This window comes from Stenotrophomonas maltophilia (genome assembly GCF_013464915.1).
Lineage (GTDB): Bacteria > Pseudomonadota > Gammaproteobacteria > Xanthomonadales > Xanthomonadaceae > Stenotrophomonas > Stenotrophomonas maltophilia_AT.
The window spans coordinates 1-13,954 of sequence record NZ_RAVT01000017.1; the positions used below are offsets into that span (position 1 = coordinate 1).

Genomic DNA, 13,954 nt, shown 5'->3' on the forward strand with positions numbered 1-13,954 from the left:
CACCGCCCCACCAACCCACGGAATGCTGCTTTGGCTGTTGCCGTTGCCTGTAGCGGGTGCAGGGCCGCAGGCCCTGCCGAACCCCCTCACTCCGCGACGTGCTCGACCTGCCGTGGTTCGGGCTTGGTATCGGGCAGCTGCCAGAAGATCATCGTCGAGGTCAGGGTGATCGCGCCCACGCACAGGAACGTGGCATGCAGCGCGGCGGTCGCGCTGTTGCTGTCCAGGTGGTTGCCGAACGCGGCCAGCAGGCTGCCGGCCGCAGCAGCACCGAAGCCCGCCGCGAGCATCATCACCATCGACAGCAGGCTGTTGCCGGAACTGGCGAATTCGCGGTCCAGATCACGCAGGGTCACGGTGTTCATCACAGTGAACTGCAGCGAATTGACCGCGCCGAAGAACGCCAGCTGCAGCAGCCGCCAGGCCAGGTGCTGGCCGGGAGTCATCAGGATGAAGCTGGCCATGGCCAGGCCTACCAGCACGGTATTGACCATCAGCACGCGACGGTAGCCGTAGCGCTCCACCAGCTTCACTGCCAGTTTCTTGGAGACCATGCCAGCGGCGGCCACCGGCACCATCATCAGGCCGGCGTTCATCGGGCCCAGGCCCAGGCCGACCTGCAGCAGCAGCGGGATCAGCATCGGCATGGCGCTGCTGCCGATGCGCGAGAACAGATTGCCGAGAATGCCGATGCGGTAGCTGGGTACGCGGAACAGCGCCAGCGAGAACAACGGCGCCGTGGAATTGGCAGCATGCAGCCAGTAACCCACCAGTGCAGCCAGGCCGGCAACGGTCATCAGCATCACCAGCGCGTGTGGCGTGCCCAGCCCGGAGATGCCGTCCAGCGCAAGTGACAGCACCACCATCGCGAAGGCCAGCATGATGTAGCCACGCAGGTCGAAACGGGTGCGATGGCTGGCGTAGTGGTCGGGCATGATCTTCATCGCGGCGATGAAACCGATCACGCCGATCGGCAGGTTGATCAGGAACACCCAGTGCCACGAGGCGATCTCGACCAGCCAGCCGCCCAGCGTGGGACCGATCAGCGGGCCGACCAGGGCCGGGATGGCGATGAAGCTCATCGCGCGCAGGAAATCCTCGCGCGGCACCGAACGCATCACCGCCAGCCGCCCGACCGGCAGCAGCATCGCGCCGCCAATGCCCTGCAGTACGCGCGCACCGACCAGCTGGTGCAGGTGCTGGGCCAGTGCGCAGGCCAGCGAGCCGAGGGTGAACAGGATGATCGCCACCAGGAAGGTGCGGCGGGTGCCGTAGCGGTCGGCGATCCAGCCGGAGGCAGGAATGAAAGTGGCCACTGCCAGCGCGTAGCTGAACACCACCGACTGCATCTGCAGCGGGCTTTCGCCCAGGCTGGCCGCCATCGCCGGCAACGCCGTGTTGACGATGGTCGAGTCCAGCATCTGCATGAAGATCGCCAAGGACACCAGCCACAGCAGGGGGCGCTGGCGGTTGTAGGTCGATGGCGATGTGGGCATGGGGTGCGGCCGGTGCAGCGTGGGGGCTGCCATGATCGCGCAACGCGGGTCACGGCGCGATCAACATCGCGCCGCAACCGTATGCCGAATGCTCAACGCTGGCTGTGCGCGTGCACCGCGTCGACCAGCACCTGCACGTTGGCCGGGTCCATGTCCGGCGACATGCCGTGGCCGAGGTTGAATACATGGCCCTCGCGCGAACCACCATTGCCCGCGGCATAGGTGTCGAGCACGCGCGCGGCAGCGGCGGCGATCGCTTCCGGCGAGGCGTACAGCGTGGTCGGGTCGAGGTTGCCCTGCAGTGCGACGCGACCACCGGTGCGGCGCATGGCCTCGTCCAGGTCCAGTGTCCAGTCCAGGCCCAGCGCATCGGCGCCGGTCTGCGACAGTGCTTCCAGGTGCAGGCCGGTACCCTTGCCGAACAGGATCAGCGGCGTGCGCTCGCTGCCTTCGCCACGCTCCAGGCCTTCGGCGATGCGCTGCAGGTAGCGCAGCGAGAACTCGCGGTACATGGCCGGCGAGAGCACGCCGCCCCAGGTGTCGAACACCTGCAGTGCCTGCGCGCCGGCCGCGCGTTGCGCGCCCAGGTAGGCGATCACCGCGTCGGTGGTGACCTCCAGCAGTCGGTGCAGGGCCTGCGGGTGGTTCAGCGCCATCGCCTTGATACGGGCGAAATCCTTGCTGCCGCCGCCTTCCACCATGTAGCAGGCCAGCGTCCACGGGCTGCCGGAGAAACCGATCAACGGTACCTGGCCGTCCAGCTCGCGACGGATCAGGCGCACCGCGTCCATCACATAGCCCAGGTCCTGTTCCATGTCCGGCACCGCCAGCTTGGCGATGGCCGCTTCATCTCGTACCGGGTGGCGGAACTTGGGGCCTTCGCCTTCGACGAAGTAGAGCTCCAGGCCCATCGCATCGGGAATGGTGAGGATGTCCGAGAACAGGATGGCGGCGTCCAGCGGGAAGCGGCGCAGCGGCTGCAGCGTGACTTCGCAGGCGATCTCCGGGTTCTTGGCCATGGCCAGGAAGCTGCCGGCCTTGGCCCGGGTTGCGCGGTACTCCGGCAGGTAGCGGCCGGCCTGGCGCATCAGCCAGACGGGGGTGCAGTCCACCGGTTCGCGGCGCAGGGCGCGCAGCAGGCGATCGTTGCGGAGAGGGCTGGTCACGATGGGCATTCCTTGGACGAAAGTTGGCAGCGGCGTCAGTCGCCGTGCGAAAGGATCTGGAAGCCGCGATGCAGTTCGGCATCGCGGGCTTTCTCGAAGGCATGGCGGGCTTCGTCGGCCTGCAGGAACAGCTCGCGCCGCAGCTGCGAGCGGCTGCCGACGCGGCCGCTCTCGCGCAGCAGCTCCCAGCCGCCGAACAGGTCCGGCTGCAGGCTCAGGCGCAGGAAGCGCGGTGCCTGCGCACCGGCGTCGGGATGTTGCAGGTAGACGTGCATGGGGCGATTGTAGCGGGGCCAGGGTGACCCCGGCCGCAACGCGGTCGTACCGGCCGTTGGCCGGCAATCCTGCCGCGCAGCCCGGTAGTGCCGGCCGCTGGCCGGCTTCCCCGTTTGCTGAAGTTGCCGGCCAGCGGCCGGCACTACCGGGCCGACAGCACCTTCAGCACCGCCGCCTCATCCACGTCCGGCACCACTTCGGCACGGCCCATGCCCCGCCACAGCACCAGGCGCAGCCGGCCGGCGACGTTCTTCTTGTCCAGCCGCATGCGGCCCAGCAGGGCCTGCGGGTCGAGCCCGGCGGGGATCGCCACCGGCAGCTGCAGCTTTTCCAGCAGCGCCTGCAGGCGGACGCGGTCGGCATCTTCGGCCAGGCCCAGCTGGGTGGACAGCTTCGCCGCCAGCACCATGCCCACCGCCACCGCCTCGCCGTGGTTCAGCGCATCGCGGCCCGGGGCCGAGTAGCCCTGCTCGGTCTCGATGGCATGGCCGAAGGTGTGGCCCAGGTTGAGCAGGGCACGCTCGCCCTTCTCGAATGGATCGCGTTCGACGATCGCGGCCTTGTGCCGGCAGCTGCGCGCGATGGCTTCGGAAAGCACGTTGTCTTCGCCGGCGACCAGCGCGTCGGCATGCTGCTGCAGCCATTCGAAGAACACCGCGTCGCCCAGCGCGCCGTACTTCACCACTTCGGCCAGGCCGGCGCGCAGCTCACGCGGTGGCAGGGTACCCAGCACGCGGGTATCGGCAATGACCGCACGCGGCGGATGGAAGGCGCCGACCAGGTTCTTGCCGGCCGGAATGTCGACCGCGGTCTTGCCGCCTACCGATGAATCAACCATCGCCAACAGGGTGGTCGGCAGCTGCACGCAGTCCACGCCGCGCATCCAGCACGCTGCGGCGAAGCCCGCCAGGTCACCGACCACGCCACCGCCGAGGGCGAACACGCAGGCGTCGCGGGTGGCGCCGAGCGCGGCCAGCGCTTCGATCGCGCGGCCGAATTCGGCCAGGGTCTTGGAGGCTTCGCCGGCGGCCAGCACGTGCTCGCCGACGATCAGGTCGGGGCGTGCGGCCAACAGCGTCTGCTTCACGGCCTCCAGATAGCGCGGGGCCACTTCGCTGTCGCTGAGCAGCAGCACGTGGCGGCCGCGCACATGCGAGGCCAGCGCGGCGCCGTCAGCCTGGGCACCGGCGCCGATGGTGATGGTGTAGGGGCGGTCGCCGCCAACGGCGACCTGCAGCAGGGCGGGGGAAGTCATGCGGTCAGGTCCTGGCGCTGCCATTGCGTGGCCAGCTTCACCACCAGGTGGGCGGTCGCGTCGGCAGCGGTATACGGGTCGGTATCGAGGGTGAGGTCGGCCAGTTCGCGGTACAGCGGGTCGCGGTGCGCGGCCAGATCGTGCAGCACCTGTTCGCGGTCCGGGCGCTGCAGCAACGGCCGGCCCTTGTCGCGGGCCAGGCGTTCCAGCTGCGCGGCCACGCTGACCCGCAGGTAGACCACGAAGCCGCGTCGTGCGATCAGCGCACGGTTATCCGGATCGAGTACGGCGCCGCCGCCGGTAGAAACCAGCTGGCCGCGGCCCTCCAGTACGCGGGCCAGGGCCTGGCGTTCATGGCTGCGGAAGCCGGCTTCGCCGGAGTGCTCGAAGAGGGTCGGAATGCTGGCGCCTGCGGCATCGACGATGGCCTGGTCGACATCGACGAAGTCCAGCGTGAAGCGCTCGGCCAGGCGGCGGCCGATGCAGGTTTTGCCGGCGCCCATCGGGCCGATCAGGATCAGGTTCGGAGCAGGATTCATGCCCCGTGATGCTAACACCTCCGTGTCCCGGCCTTTACGTTCTTCACGTCAGGCTGGACATTCCTGCGGGCCTCCCGCATCAGCCAGAGTACAGGTCATGACGGTCGCCAAGGTCATCGAAATCACCGCCTCCTCGCCGAAGAGCGTGGAGGATGCTGTGCGCAGTGGGTTGAAGAAGGTCTCCGAGACGGTCAAGGGCATCCAGGGCGCCTGGGTGAACGAGACCAAGGTGGTCACCAATGGCAGCGGCGAGATCACCGAGTGGCGGGTCAACCTGCGGGTGACCTTCCTGGTGGAATAGGCGCGCTCAGCGCACGTCCTGCACCTGTCGCTGGCCGTCCAGCACCACCATGCGGTCGGCCAGGGCGGGCAGGGCACGCAGCGCCTGCCGGCTGACCCGCTCGTAGTACTGCACGAAGCGCTCAAGCTGCGGCCGGCTCATGCCGTGCCGGCCCGGCTGCGCGGCCTGCAGGTTCTGCTCCTGCTGCCAGCGCCAGCGTGGTACCACCGAAAAATCCGGTGGCTGCAGGAACCACAGGCGGTCGCAGCGCTGCCACAACGCCGGGTAGTCGCGGGCCAGCGCCTGGTTGCACCAGCGCCGCCAACGGCCATCGGCGTCGGCTTCGCGTTCCAGCGCATTCAGTGGGCTGTCCAGTGCGTCATCGTTCTGTGCGGGCGTGCCCAGGAACCAGCCCTCGAATACCAGCAGGTCGAGGGGCTGCTCGATACGTGGCCATTGCGCTTCGGGCAGGCGTTCGTCGGCCAGCTTGTCGAAGCGCGGCATTGCGAAGGGCTGGCGTGCGGCCACCGCGTCCAGCACTGCGTGGGCCAGCGGCAGGTCATGGGTGCCGGGCGGGCCGCGGGTGATCAGCAGCGGGTGCACCTGTCGGGCCAGCCGTTGGCGCTGTGCGCGGGTCAGGTAGACATCATCGATCGACAGCGTGGCTGCGTTCAGGCCGCGCGCCTGTGCACGCGCCACCACCTGCGCGGCCAGCGTCGATTTGCCGCTCCCCTGCAGGCCGCTGATCGCCAATACTGGAACCGCTGCACCGCTGCCCAGCGCATCGTCCAGCGCCTGCTCGGCCAATGTTTCGGGGAATCCTTTCACCTGGGGCATATACGCAGCAGCGACCATGCAGCCACAATAGCCCAATCCGTGTGAGAAGAACGCAATCATGAGCGACCTGTACGCCGAAGCCCTGTCCACGTTTGCCGGCCTGTTCGAAGAGGCCAAGCAGAGCCGCGAGGTCGAGCCGAACGCGATGACCGTGGCCACCGCCGATACGCACGGCCGTCCCTCGGCGCGCACCGTGCTGCTGAAGGCGTTCGACGAGCGTGGCTTCGTCTTCTACACCCACCTGGACAGCCACAAGGGCCAGGAGCTGCAGGCCAATCCGCAGGCCGCGCTGCTGTTCCTGTGGCGCAGCCTGCGCGAGGCCGGCATCCAGGTGCGCATCGAAGGCCGTGTCGAGCAGGTTGCCGATGCCGAGGCCGATGCCTATTTCGCCAGCCGCCCGCGCATGAGCCAGATCGGCGCGTGGGCCTCGCAGCAGTCGAAGACGCTGGCAACGCGTGAGGAATTCGACGCGCGCGTGGCCGAGATCGAAGCCCGCTTCGAGGGCAGGGACGTGCCGCGCCCGGATGGCTGGAGTGGGCTGCGGGTGGTGCCCGATCGCATCGAGTTCTGGTACGGCGCGCAGTTCCGCCTGCACGAACGCTGGTGCTATGAAGCCGGTGCCGAAGGGCGCTGGAGCAAGCGGCTGCTGTACCCGTGAGTGACAGCGCGCCCACGATCCGCAAGGCCACGCCGGCCGATGCGGCGGCGTGGGCGCAGTTGCGTCTGGGCCTGTGGCCGGATGCCGATGATCCGCTGGAGGAGCTGGCGCAGTCGCTGGCCGATGCCGAAGGCGCGGTGTTCCTGGCCCGCGTGGCGGATGGCGAGGCGGTTGGTTTCGCTGAAGTGTGCCTGCGCCATGACTACGTGAACGGCACCGAGTCTTCGCCGGTGGGGTTCCTGGAGGGCTGGTACGTTCGGCCGCAGTGGCGGGGCAGTGGCGTGGGCCGAATGTTGCTGGCGGCTGTGCAGGCGTGGACGCGTGATGCGGGCTGCCGCGAGCTGGCTTCGGACAGTCGCGTGGAAGACGTGCGGGCTCACGCCGCGCACCGGGCCTGCGGCTTCGAAGAGACCGAACGGGTGGTCTACTTCCGCATGGCGCTGGAGCCATCGGTGTGAATCGCGTGGCGCTGTACCGCGTGGTGGTATTTGTTCCATCGGCCGCGCTGGACAGGGTGAAACAGGGCATCCTCGCGGTGGATGCGCTCGCGGCCGGTGACTACGAGCATGGCATGTGGTGGTCGGCGCCGGGGTTTGAACAGTTCCGTCCGCGCGTGGGTGTGTCGCCGGTGCAGGGTAAGGTGGGTCGCACCGAGGTGGTCGATAGCGTGCGCCTGGAATTCTGTGTGCCTCGGAATCCGCAGCGGCTGCAGCGCATCTTCGAACAGGGAATCGTGCCGCATCACCCGTGGCAGGTGCCGGTGGTGCAGGTGGAGGAAATCGAGCTGCTGCTGGCCAGGTAGATCCACGCCATGCGTGGATGAGGTGCTTGACGGAAGAGTGGTGCGAACCAGGGGGCGCACCCACCGGGCATCGCTTCGAATCCATCTGGAAAAAGTTGGTTACAACCCCTCCGCGCGCAACCAGCGCCACAGCGTGGTGCGTGACACGCCCAGCGCCTGCGCCATGCCTTCTCGGTCATTGCGGTGTTCCTGCAGCAGTGCTTCCAGCTGCGCGCGCGGCGGACGCTTGCCGTTGCTTTCCAGCGGCAGCGCGGCTGCACCTTCATTCACCAGCTCCGGCGCCAGCTGCAGCAGGCGCGTGGCATCGATGAGCCCTTCGCCCGGCTGCCAGTGGATGCGCAGGCGATCGACCAGGTTGCGCAGCTCGCGCACGTTGCCGGGCCATTCGGCGGCTGTCAGTACGCGCATGGCATCCTCGTCCAATGGAGCGTCGATGCCACGCAGCTGGCGGAAGAAATGCTGGGCCAGCAGCGGAATGTCACCGCGCCGCGCACGCAACGCGGGCAGGGCGATGCGCAGCGCGGCCAGCCGGTAATACAGGTCGCGACGGAAGCTGCCGGTCGCCGCGCGCTGCTCCAGCGACTGCAGGGTCGCGGCCACCACGCGCAGGTCGACCGGGGTCGGTTCGGTGGCGCCCACGCGCAGCACTTCGCGTTCTTCCAGCACCCGCAGCAGGCGGGTCTGCAGTGGCAGCGGCAGTTCGCCGATCTCATCCAGGAACAGCGTCCCGCCGTCTGCAGCTTCAACCAGGCCGACGCGCCCACCGCGCCGCGCGCCGGTGAAGGCGCCATCGCTGTAGCCGAACAGTTCGGCTTCCAGCAGTGATTCGCTGATCGCGCCGCAGTTCAGTGCCACGAAGCGACCACGACGGCCGCTGGCCGCGTGCAGCTGGCGCGCGACCAGTTCCTTGCCGGTGCCGGTTTCGCCGGTGACCAGCACGGTGCTGTCATGCGGCGCATACAGCGCGATCTGCGCACGCACCTGGGCCATCGCCTCGCTGTCGCCGAGCAGGGCGTGCGCATCGCTGCGCGGGGCAGAGCGGCGGCGCGCGACCGGGCGGCTGCCGCCGGAGCGGGCGAGGGTCTGGGTCAGCTCCAGCGCATGCTCGAAGGCTTGGCGCACCGAGTCGGCCGAGTACAACAGAACGCCGGGCAGGCCGGCCTGTTCGGCGTGGTCGATGGCCATGCCGGTGCCGACGATCACCTCGATGCCATTGGCGCGCAGGTCTGCAATGCAATCGCGCGCGTCTTCGCGGGTGACGAATCGACGGTGTTCGATGTCCAGGCCGAAACTCTGCTGGAAGTTGCTGAACACCGGCACGTCGCTGGCATGGGTGACCAGGCCGATGCGGCTGGCGATGCGGCGTGCACGCGCCAGCGCCTCCATCAGATCGAAGCCATTGGCCTGGATCGGCACCAGCGGCAGCTCCAGCCGGCTGCGCAGCCAGGCGGCGTTGGAGCCACCGGCGATCACCACGTCGCAATGCTCGCGGCGCAGGCGCTGGCCGATCACCTCGACGGCTTCCTCGAAGCCGAGATTGATCTGCTCGATGCGCGCGCGGCGGTCGAACTCGGGAATGACGTCGCCCAGCAGACCTGTCAGCCGCGAGACGCTGACGGTCCAGATCACCGGGCGGCCGGGGTCGGCATCGGTGTGGCGCAGGGGCGAGCGGGGCAGGTACATGGTGGCTCGGGCCGGGAGGGGTGTTTCATGATACATCTGTTTCAGTGTTTCATATGTTTCACTGCTGCGTGCCGGTCATTCCCGTGAAATCAAGCGCTTGCAGGTTGGCATGGTGTTTGCGCCTCCACACACGTTCTCCAACCTGGATTGCCGCATGACCGCTTCCACTCCTTCTTCCGCCGGTGCCCGCTTCCGTGAGGCGCTGGCTGCCGAATCGCCGCTGCAGGTGATCGGCGCGATCAACGCCAACCACGCCCTGCTGGCCAAGCGCGCCGGCTTCCGCGCCATCTACCTGTCCGGCGGCGGCGTCGCTGCGGGTTCGCTGGGCCTGCCGGACCTGGGCATCAACACCCTGGAAGACGTGCTGGTGGACGTGCGCCGCATCACCGATGTATGCGACCTGCCGCTGATGGTCGACATCGACACCGGCTTCGGCCCGAGCGCGTTCAACATCGCGCGCACCGTGAAGTCGCTGATCAAGGCCGGCGCGGCCGCCTGCCACATCGAAGACCAGGTCGGCGCCAAGCGCTGCGGTCACCGTCCGGGCAAGGAGATCGTCTCGCAGGGTGAAATGGTCGACCGCGTGAAGGCCGCCGCCGATGCCAAGACCGATCCGGACTTCTTCCTGATCGCGCGTACCGATGCCATCCAGGTGGACGGCGTGGACAAGGCCATCGAGCGTGCCATCGCCTGTGTCGAGGCCGGTGCCGACGGCATCTTTGCCGAGGCCGCCTACGACCTGGACACCTACCGCCGCTTCGTCGATGCGGTGAAGGTGCCGGTGCTGGCCAACATCACCGAGTTCGGTGCCACCCCGCTGTTCAGCCGCGATGAACTGGCCTCGGCCGGCGTCGCCATCCAGCTGTTCCCGCTGTCTGCCTTCCGCGCCGCCAACAAGGCTGCTGAGAACGTCTACCAGGCGGTGCGCCGCGACGGCCACCAGCGCAACGTGGTGGAGACCATGCAGACCCGTGAAGAACTCTACGACCGCATCGGCTACCACGCCTTCGAGCAGCAGCTCGATGCACTGTTCGCCGCCAAGAAATAAGCAGTACCCTGCACCATCAAGTTTTCGGAGGGAAACATGAACGACACGACCGCAACCCCGACCTTCAAGCCGAAGAAGTCCGTCGCCCTGTCCGGCACCGCCGCCGGCAACACCGCGCTGTGCAGCGTGGGCCGTAGTGGCAACGATCTGCACTACCGTGGCTACGACATCCTGGACCTGGCCAACACCAGCGAGTTCGAGGAAATCGCCTACCTGCTGGTGCACGGCAAGCTGCCGACCCGTGCCGAGCTGGTTTCGTACAAGGCCAAGCTGAAGTCGCTGCGTGGCATCCCGGCCGCGGTGAAGGCTGCGCTGGAAGAACTGCCGCCGTCGGCACACCCGATGGACGTGATGCGCACCGGCGTGTCCGTGCTCGGCTGCGTGGCGCCGGAGAAGGATGACCACAACCACCCGGGCGCGCGCGACATCGCCGACAAGCTGATGGCCTGCCTCGGTTCGATGCTGCTGTACTGGTACCACTGGAGCCACAACGGCCGCGCCATCGACGTGGAAACCGACGACGACTCGATCGGTGGCCACTTCCTGCACCTGTTGCACGGCGAGAAGCCGCAGGAGTCGTGGGTGAAGGCGATGCACACCTCGCTGATCCTGTACGCGGAACACGAGTTCAACGCCTCGACCTTCACCTGCCGCGTCATCGCCGGCACCGGCAGCGACATGTACAGCGCGATCTGCGGTGGCATCGGCGCGCTGCGTGGTCCGAAGCACGGCGGCGCCAATGAGGTGGCGTTCGAAGTGCAGAAGCGCTACGACAACCCCGATGAGGCCGAGGAAGACATCAAGGCCCGCGTCGAGCGCAAGGAAGTGGTGATCGGTTTCGGCCACCCGGTGTACACCGTTTCCGATCCGCGCAACAAGGTGATCAAGGACGTGGCCCGCGAGCTGTCCGAAGAGCAGTCGAGCATGAAGATGTACGACATTGCCGAGCGCCTGGAATCGGTGATGTGGGACATCAAGAAGATGTTCCCGAACCTGGACTGGTTCAGCGCCGTCAGCTACCACATGATGGGCGTGCCGACCGCGATGTTCACTCCCCTGTTCGTGATCGCCCGCACCGCCGGCTGGAGCGCGCACATCGTCGAGCAGCGCATCGACGGCAAGATCATCCGTCCGAGCGCCAACTACATCGGTCCGGAAGACCGCGACTTCGTCGCCATCGACAAGCGCGTCTGATCCGCCTGCAACACCCATCCGGCCGGCCCTGCGCCGGCCGGATGCTTTCGCCGCCGCACTGCCGGCACCCGGCCCGCCCCAAGTACTCCGCCAGCCCATGAATACCGATTACCGCAAGAACCTCCCCGGCAGCACGCTGGACTATTTCGACGCGCGCGCCGCCGTCGATGCGATCCAGCCCGGCGCCTATGCCACCCTGCCGTACACCTCGCGCGTGCTGGCCGAGAACCTGGTGCGCCGCTGCGATCCGGCCACGCTCGGCGATTCGCTGAAGCAGCTGATCGAGCGTCGCCGCGACCTGGATTTCCCGTGGTTCCCGGCACGCGTGGTCTGCCACGACATTCTTGGCCAGACCGCGCTGGTGGATCTTGCCGGCCTGCGCGATGCGATCGCCGACAAGGGCGGCGACCCGGCCAAGGTCAATCCGGTGGTACCGGTGCAGCTGATCGTCGACCACTCGCTGGCGGTGGAGTGCGGGGGTTACGATCCGCAGGCGTTCGAGAAGAACCGCGCGATCGAGGATCGCCGCAACGAAGACCGTTTCCACTTCATCGACTGGACCAAGCTGGCGTTCGAGAACGTGGACGTGATCCCGCCGGGTAACGGCATCATGCACCAGATCAACCTGGAGAAGATGTCGCCGGTGGTCTACGTGCAGGACGGTGTGGCCTTCCCGGATACCTGCGTGGGTACCGACAGCCATACCCCGCACGTCGATGCGCTGGGCGTGATCGCGATTGGTGTTGGTGGCCTGGAAGCGGAGAACGTGATGCTGGGCCGCGCTTCGTGGATGCGCCTGCCCGACACCGTCGGTGTCGAACTGAGCGGCCGCCCGCAGCCGGGCATCACCGCCACCGACGTGGTACTGGCCCTGACCGAGTTCCTGCGCAAGGAACGCGTGGTCGGCGCCTGGCTTGAATTCTTCGGCGAGGGTGCGGCGGCACTGACCATCGGAGACCGCGCAACCATCTCCAACATGTGCCCCGAATACGGCGCTACCGCCGCGATGTTCTACATCGACGCGCAGACCACCGATTACCTGCGCCTGACCGGCCGCGAGGAATCGCAGGTGGCGCTGGTGGAAAACTACGCCCGTACCACCGGCCTGTGGGCCGACGATCTGGTCACCGCACAGTACGAGCGCGTGCTGCGCTTCGACCTGTCCAGCGTGGTGCGCAACATGGCCGGGCCGAGCAATCCGCACCGCCGCTTGCCGGTGGCCGAACTGGCCGAGCGCGGCATTGCCGACGAAGCCAAGCTGGAAGCGGGCAAGGCCGAGCAGGCGCAGGGCCTGATGCCCGATGGCGCGGTGATCATCGCGGCCATCACCAGCTGCACCAATACCTCCAACCCACGCAACGTGATCGCCGCCGCGCTGCTGGCGCGCAATGCCAATGCGCGCGGCCTGCAGCGCAAGCCGTGGGTGAAATCCTCGCTGGCGCCGGGCTCGAAGGCCGTGCAGCTGTACCTGGAAGAATCCGGTCTGCTGCCGGATCTGGAGCAGCTCGGTTTCGGCATCGTGGCGTTTGCCTGCACCACCTGCAACGGCATGAGTGGTGCGCTGGACCCGAAGATCCAGCAGGAAATCATCGACCGCGACCTGTACGCCACGGCCGTGCTGTCGGGCAATCGCAACTTCGATGGCCGCATCCATCCGTACGCCAAGCAGGCCTTCCTGGCCTCGCCGCCGCTGGTGATCGCCTACGCCATCGCCGGCACCGTGCGCTTCGATATCGAAAAGGACGTGCTGGGCGTGGATGCCGACGGCAACGAGGTGCGCCTGAAGGACATCTGGCCGAGCGATGCTGAAATTGATGCCGTGGTAAAGGCCTCGGTGAAGCCCGAGCAGTTCCGCAAGGTCTACAACCCGATGTTCAACGTGCGCGTGGAGCATGGTGCCGCAGTCAGCCCGCTGTACGACTGGCGCCCGCAGAGCACCTACATCCGCCGTCCGCCGTACTGGGAGGGTGCATTGGCCGGTGAGCGCACGCTGTCTGGCATGCGCGCGCTGGCGGTGTTGCCGGACAACATCACCACCGACCACCTGTCGCCGTCCAACGCGATCATGGCCTCCAGCGCCGCCGGTGAATACCTGGCGAAGATGGGCCTGCCCGAAGAAGACTTCAATTCCTACGCCACCCACCGCGGCGACCACCTGACCGCGCAGCGCGCTACGTTCGCCAATCCGAAGCTGTTCAACGAGATGGTGCGCAACGACGACGGGAGCGTGAAGCAGGGCTCGCTGGCGCGCGTGGAGCCGGAAGGCAAGGTGATGCGCATGTGGGAAGCGATCGAGACCTACATGGACCGCAAGCAGCCGTTGATCATCATCGCCGGTGCCGACTACGGCCAGGGCAGCTCGCGTGACTGGGCAGCCAAGGGCGTGCGCCTGGCCGGCGTGGAGGCGATCGTGGCCGAAGGCTTCGAACGGATTCACCGTACCAATCTGATCGGCATGGGCGTACTGCCGCTGGAGTTCAAGCCGGGCACCACCCGCCTGACCCTGGGCATCGACGGCACCGAGACCTTCGACGTGGTCGGCGAGCGCACCCCGCGCGCCGATCTGACCCTGGTCATCCACCGCCGCGACGGCCAGGACGTGATCGTGCCGGTCACCTGCCGCCTGGACAGCGACGAGGAAGTAGCGATCTACGAAGCAGGTGGCGTGCTGCAGCGCTTCGCCCAGGACTTCCTGGAAGGGGCCAAGGTGGCGTAAGGCA

Annotated in this window: 14 protein-coding genes; 7 read left to right on the forward strand and 7 right to left on the reverse strand. The window is 67.5% G+C overall.

Going from position 1 to position 13,954, the window contains the following annotated elements; translation table 11 throughout:
* Positions 1 to 86: 86 nt before the first annotated feature.
* The 5 genes from mdtD to D7T59_RS05985 form a co-directional block, all read right to left on the reverse strand.
* Positions 87 to 1,496: a multidrug transporter subunit MdtD gene (gene mdtD, locus D7T59_RS05965; protein ID WP_180853528.1), complete on the reverse strand. Its 1,410-nt coding sequence runs from the start codon at positions 1,494 to 1,496 to the stop codon at positions 87 to 89.
* 92 nt (positions 1,497 to 1,588) lie between these two features.
* Positions 1,589 to 2,671 carry a uroporphyrinogen decarboxylase gene (gene hemE, locus D7T59_RS05970; RefSeq protein ID WP_164137671.1) on the reverse strand — a complete coding sequence of 361 codons (1,083 nt, stop codon included), beginning with the start codon at positions 2,669 to 2,671 and terminating at the stop codon, positions 1,589 to 1,591.
* 26 nt (positions 2,672 to 2,697) lie between these two features.
* On the reverse strand, positions 2,698 to 2,937 hold the full coding sequence (locus tag D7T59_RS05975) for a WGR domain-containing protein (protein ID WP_032127800.1): 240 nt from the start codon (positions 2,935 to 2,937) through the stop codon (positions 2,698 to 2,700).
* 143 nt (positions 2,938 to 3,080) lie between these two features.
* Complete coding sequence (gene aroB, locus D7T59_RS05980; protein WP_180852676.1) at positions 3,081 to 4,193, reverse strand: 3-dehydroquinate synthase; 1,113 nt, start codon at positions 4,191 to 4,193, stop codon at positions 3,081 to 3,083.
* Positions 4,190 to 4,732 carry a shikimate kinase gene (locus D7T59_RS05985; protein WP_164137674.1) on the reverse strand — a complete coding sequence of 181 codons (543 nt, stop codon included), beginning with the start codon at positions 4,730 to 4,732 and terminating at the stop codon, positions 4,190 to 4,192. Before D7T59_RS05985 ends, aroB begins: the two co-directional genes overlap by 4 nt.
* Positions 4,733 to 4,829: 97 nt before the next feature.
* On the opposite strand from D7T59_RS05985, the gene D7T59_RS05990 reads away from it, so the two are divergent.
* Positions 4,830 to 5,033 (forward strand): dodecin family protein, encoded by a 204-nt coding sequence (locus tag D7T59_RS05990; protein ID WP_005410663.1) that lies wholly within the window; start codon positions 4,830 to 4,832, stop codon positions 5,031 to 5,033.
* Positions 5,034 to 5,039: 6 nt separating this feature from the next.
* On the opposite strand, the gene D7T59_RS05995 is transcribed toward D7T59_RS05990, so the two are convergent.
* On the reverse strand, positions 5,040 to 5,867 hold the full coding sequence (locus D7T59_RS05995) for a kinase (protein ID WP_180852677.1): 828 nt from the start codon (positions 5,865 to 5,867) through the stop codon (positions 5,040 to 5,042).
* 40 nt (positions 5,868 to 5,907) lie between these two features.
* Between D7T59_RS05995 and pdxH the strand changes: the two genes are divergently transcribed.
* Genes pdxH through D7T59_RS06010 form a run of 3 tightly spaced genes read left to right on the forward strand, consistent with a single transcriptional unit; the run spans position 5,908 to position 7,309 of the window.
* Positions 5,908 to 6,507, forward strand: coding sequence for a pyridoxamine 5'-phosphate oxidase (gene pdxH, locus D7T59_RS06000; protein WP_180852678.1), 600 nt, complete (start codon positions 5,908 to 5,910; stop codon positions 6,505 to 6,507).
* Positions 6,504 to 6,965 carry an aminoglycoside N-acetyltransferase AAC(6')-Iz gene (gene aac(6')-Iz, locus D7T59_RS06005; protein ID WP_180852679.1) on the forward strand — a complete coding sequence of 154 codons (462 nt, stop codon included), beginning with the start codon at positions 6,504 to 6,506 and terminating at the stop codon, positions 6,963 to 6,965. Before pdxH ends, aac(6')-Iz begins: the two co-directional genes overlap by 4 nt.
* Positions 6,962 to 7,309: a YqfO family protein gene (locus D7T59_RS06010; RefSeq protein WP_180852680.1), complete on the forward strand. Its 348-nt coding sequence runs from the start codon at positions 6,962 to 6,964 to the stop codon at positions 7,307 to 7,309. Before aac(6')-Iz ends, D7T59_RS06010 begins: the two co-directional genes overlap by 4 nt.
* Positions 7,310 to 7,408: 99 nt before the next feature.
* On the opposite strand, the gene prpR is transcribed toward D7T59_RS06010, so the two are convergent.
* Positions 7,409 to 8,992 carry a propionate catabolism operon regulatory protein PrpR gene (prpR, locus tag D7T59_RS06015; RefSeq protein WP_180852681.1) on the reverse strand — a complete coding sequence of 528 codons (1,584 nt, stop codon included), beginning with the start codon at positions 8,990 to 8,992 and terminating at the stop codon, positions 7,409 to 7,411.
* Positions 8,993 to 9,146: 154 nt separating this feature from the next.
* On the opposite strand from prpR, the gene prpB reads away from it, so the two are divergent.
* The 3 genes from prpB to acnD all read left to right on the forward strand — a co-directional run bounded on the left by prpB (position 9,147) and on the right by acnD (position 13,950).
* Positions 9,147 to 10,040 (forward strand): methylisocitrate lyase, encoded by an 894-nt coding sequence (prpB, locus tag D7T59_RS06020; protein WP_057498383.1) that lies wholly within the window; start codon positions 9,147 to 9,149, stop codon positions 10,038 to 10,040.
* A gap of 36 nt (positions 10,041 to 10,076) precedes the next feature.
* Positions 10,077 to 11,234, forward strand: coding sequence for a bifunctional 2-methylcitrate synthase/citrate synthase (prpC, locus tag D7T59_RS06025; protein ID WP_014038133.1), 1,158 nt, complete (start codon positions 10,077 to 10,079; stop codon positions 11,232 to 11,234).
* A gap of 97 nt (positions 11,235 to 11,331) precedes the next feature.
* Positions 11,332 to 13,950: a Fe/S-dependent 2-methylisocitrate dehydratase AcnD gene (gene acnD / locus D7T59_RS06030; protein ID WP_180852682.1), complete on the forward strand. Its 2,619-nt coding sequence runs from the start codon at positions 11,332 to 11,334 to the stop codon at positions 13,948 to 13,950.
* Positions 13,951 to 13,954: the final 4 nt, after the last annotated feature.

Excerpts from the sequence above, each read along its gene's own strand:
- mdtD (WP_180853528.1), bottom strand. The coding sequence starts at position 1,496 with ATGCCCACATCGCCATCGACCTACAACCGCCAGCGCCCCCTGCTGTGG.
- hemE (WP_164137671.1), bottom strand. The coding sequence starts at position 2,671 with ATGCCCATCGTGACCAGCCCTCTCCGCAACGATCGCCTGCTGCGCGCC.
- D7T59_RS05975 (WP_032127800.1), bottom strand. The coding sequence starts at position 2,937 with ATGCACGTCTACCTGCAACATCCCGACGCCGGTGCGCAGGCACCGCGC.
- aroB (WP_180852676.1), bottom strand. The coding sequence starts at position 4,193 with ATGACTTCCCCCGCCCTGCTGCAGGTCGCCGTTGGCGGCGACCGCCCC.
- D7T59_RS05985 (WP_164137674.1), bottom strand. The coding sequence starts at position 4,732 with ATGAATCCTGCTCCGAACCTGATCCTGATCGGCCCGATGGGCGCCGGC.
- D7T59_RS05990 (WP_005410663.1), top strand. The coding sequence starts at position 4,830 with ATGACGGTCGCCAAGGTCATCGAAATCACCGCCTCCTCGCCGAAGAGC.
- D7T59_RS05995 (WP_180852677.1), bottom strand. The coding sequence starts at position 5,867 with ATGGTCGCTGCTGCGTATATGCCCCAGGTGAAAGGATTCCCCGAAACA.
- pdxH (WP_180852678.1), top strand. The coding sequence starts at position 5,908 with ATGAGCGACCTGTACGCCGAAGCCCTGTCCACGTTTGCCGGCCTGTTC.
- prpR (WP_180852681.1), bottom strand. The coding sequence starts at position 8,992 with ATGTACCTGCCCCGCTCGCCCCTGCGCCACACCGATGCCGACCCCGGC.
- prpB (WP_057498383.1), top strand. The coding sequence starts at position 9,147 with ATGACCGCTTCCACTCCTTCTTCCGCCGGTGCCCGCTTCCGTGAGGCG.
- prpC (WP_014038133.1), top strand. The coding sequence starts at position 10,077 with ATGAACGACACGACCGCAACCCCGACCTTCAAGCCGAAGAAGTCCGTC.
- acnD (WP_180852682.1), top strand. The coding sequence starts at position 11,332 with ATGAATACCGATTACCGCAAGAACCTCCCCGGCAGCACGCTGGACTAT.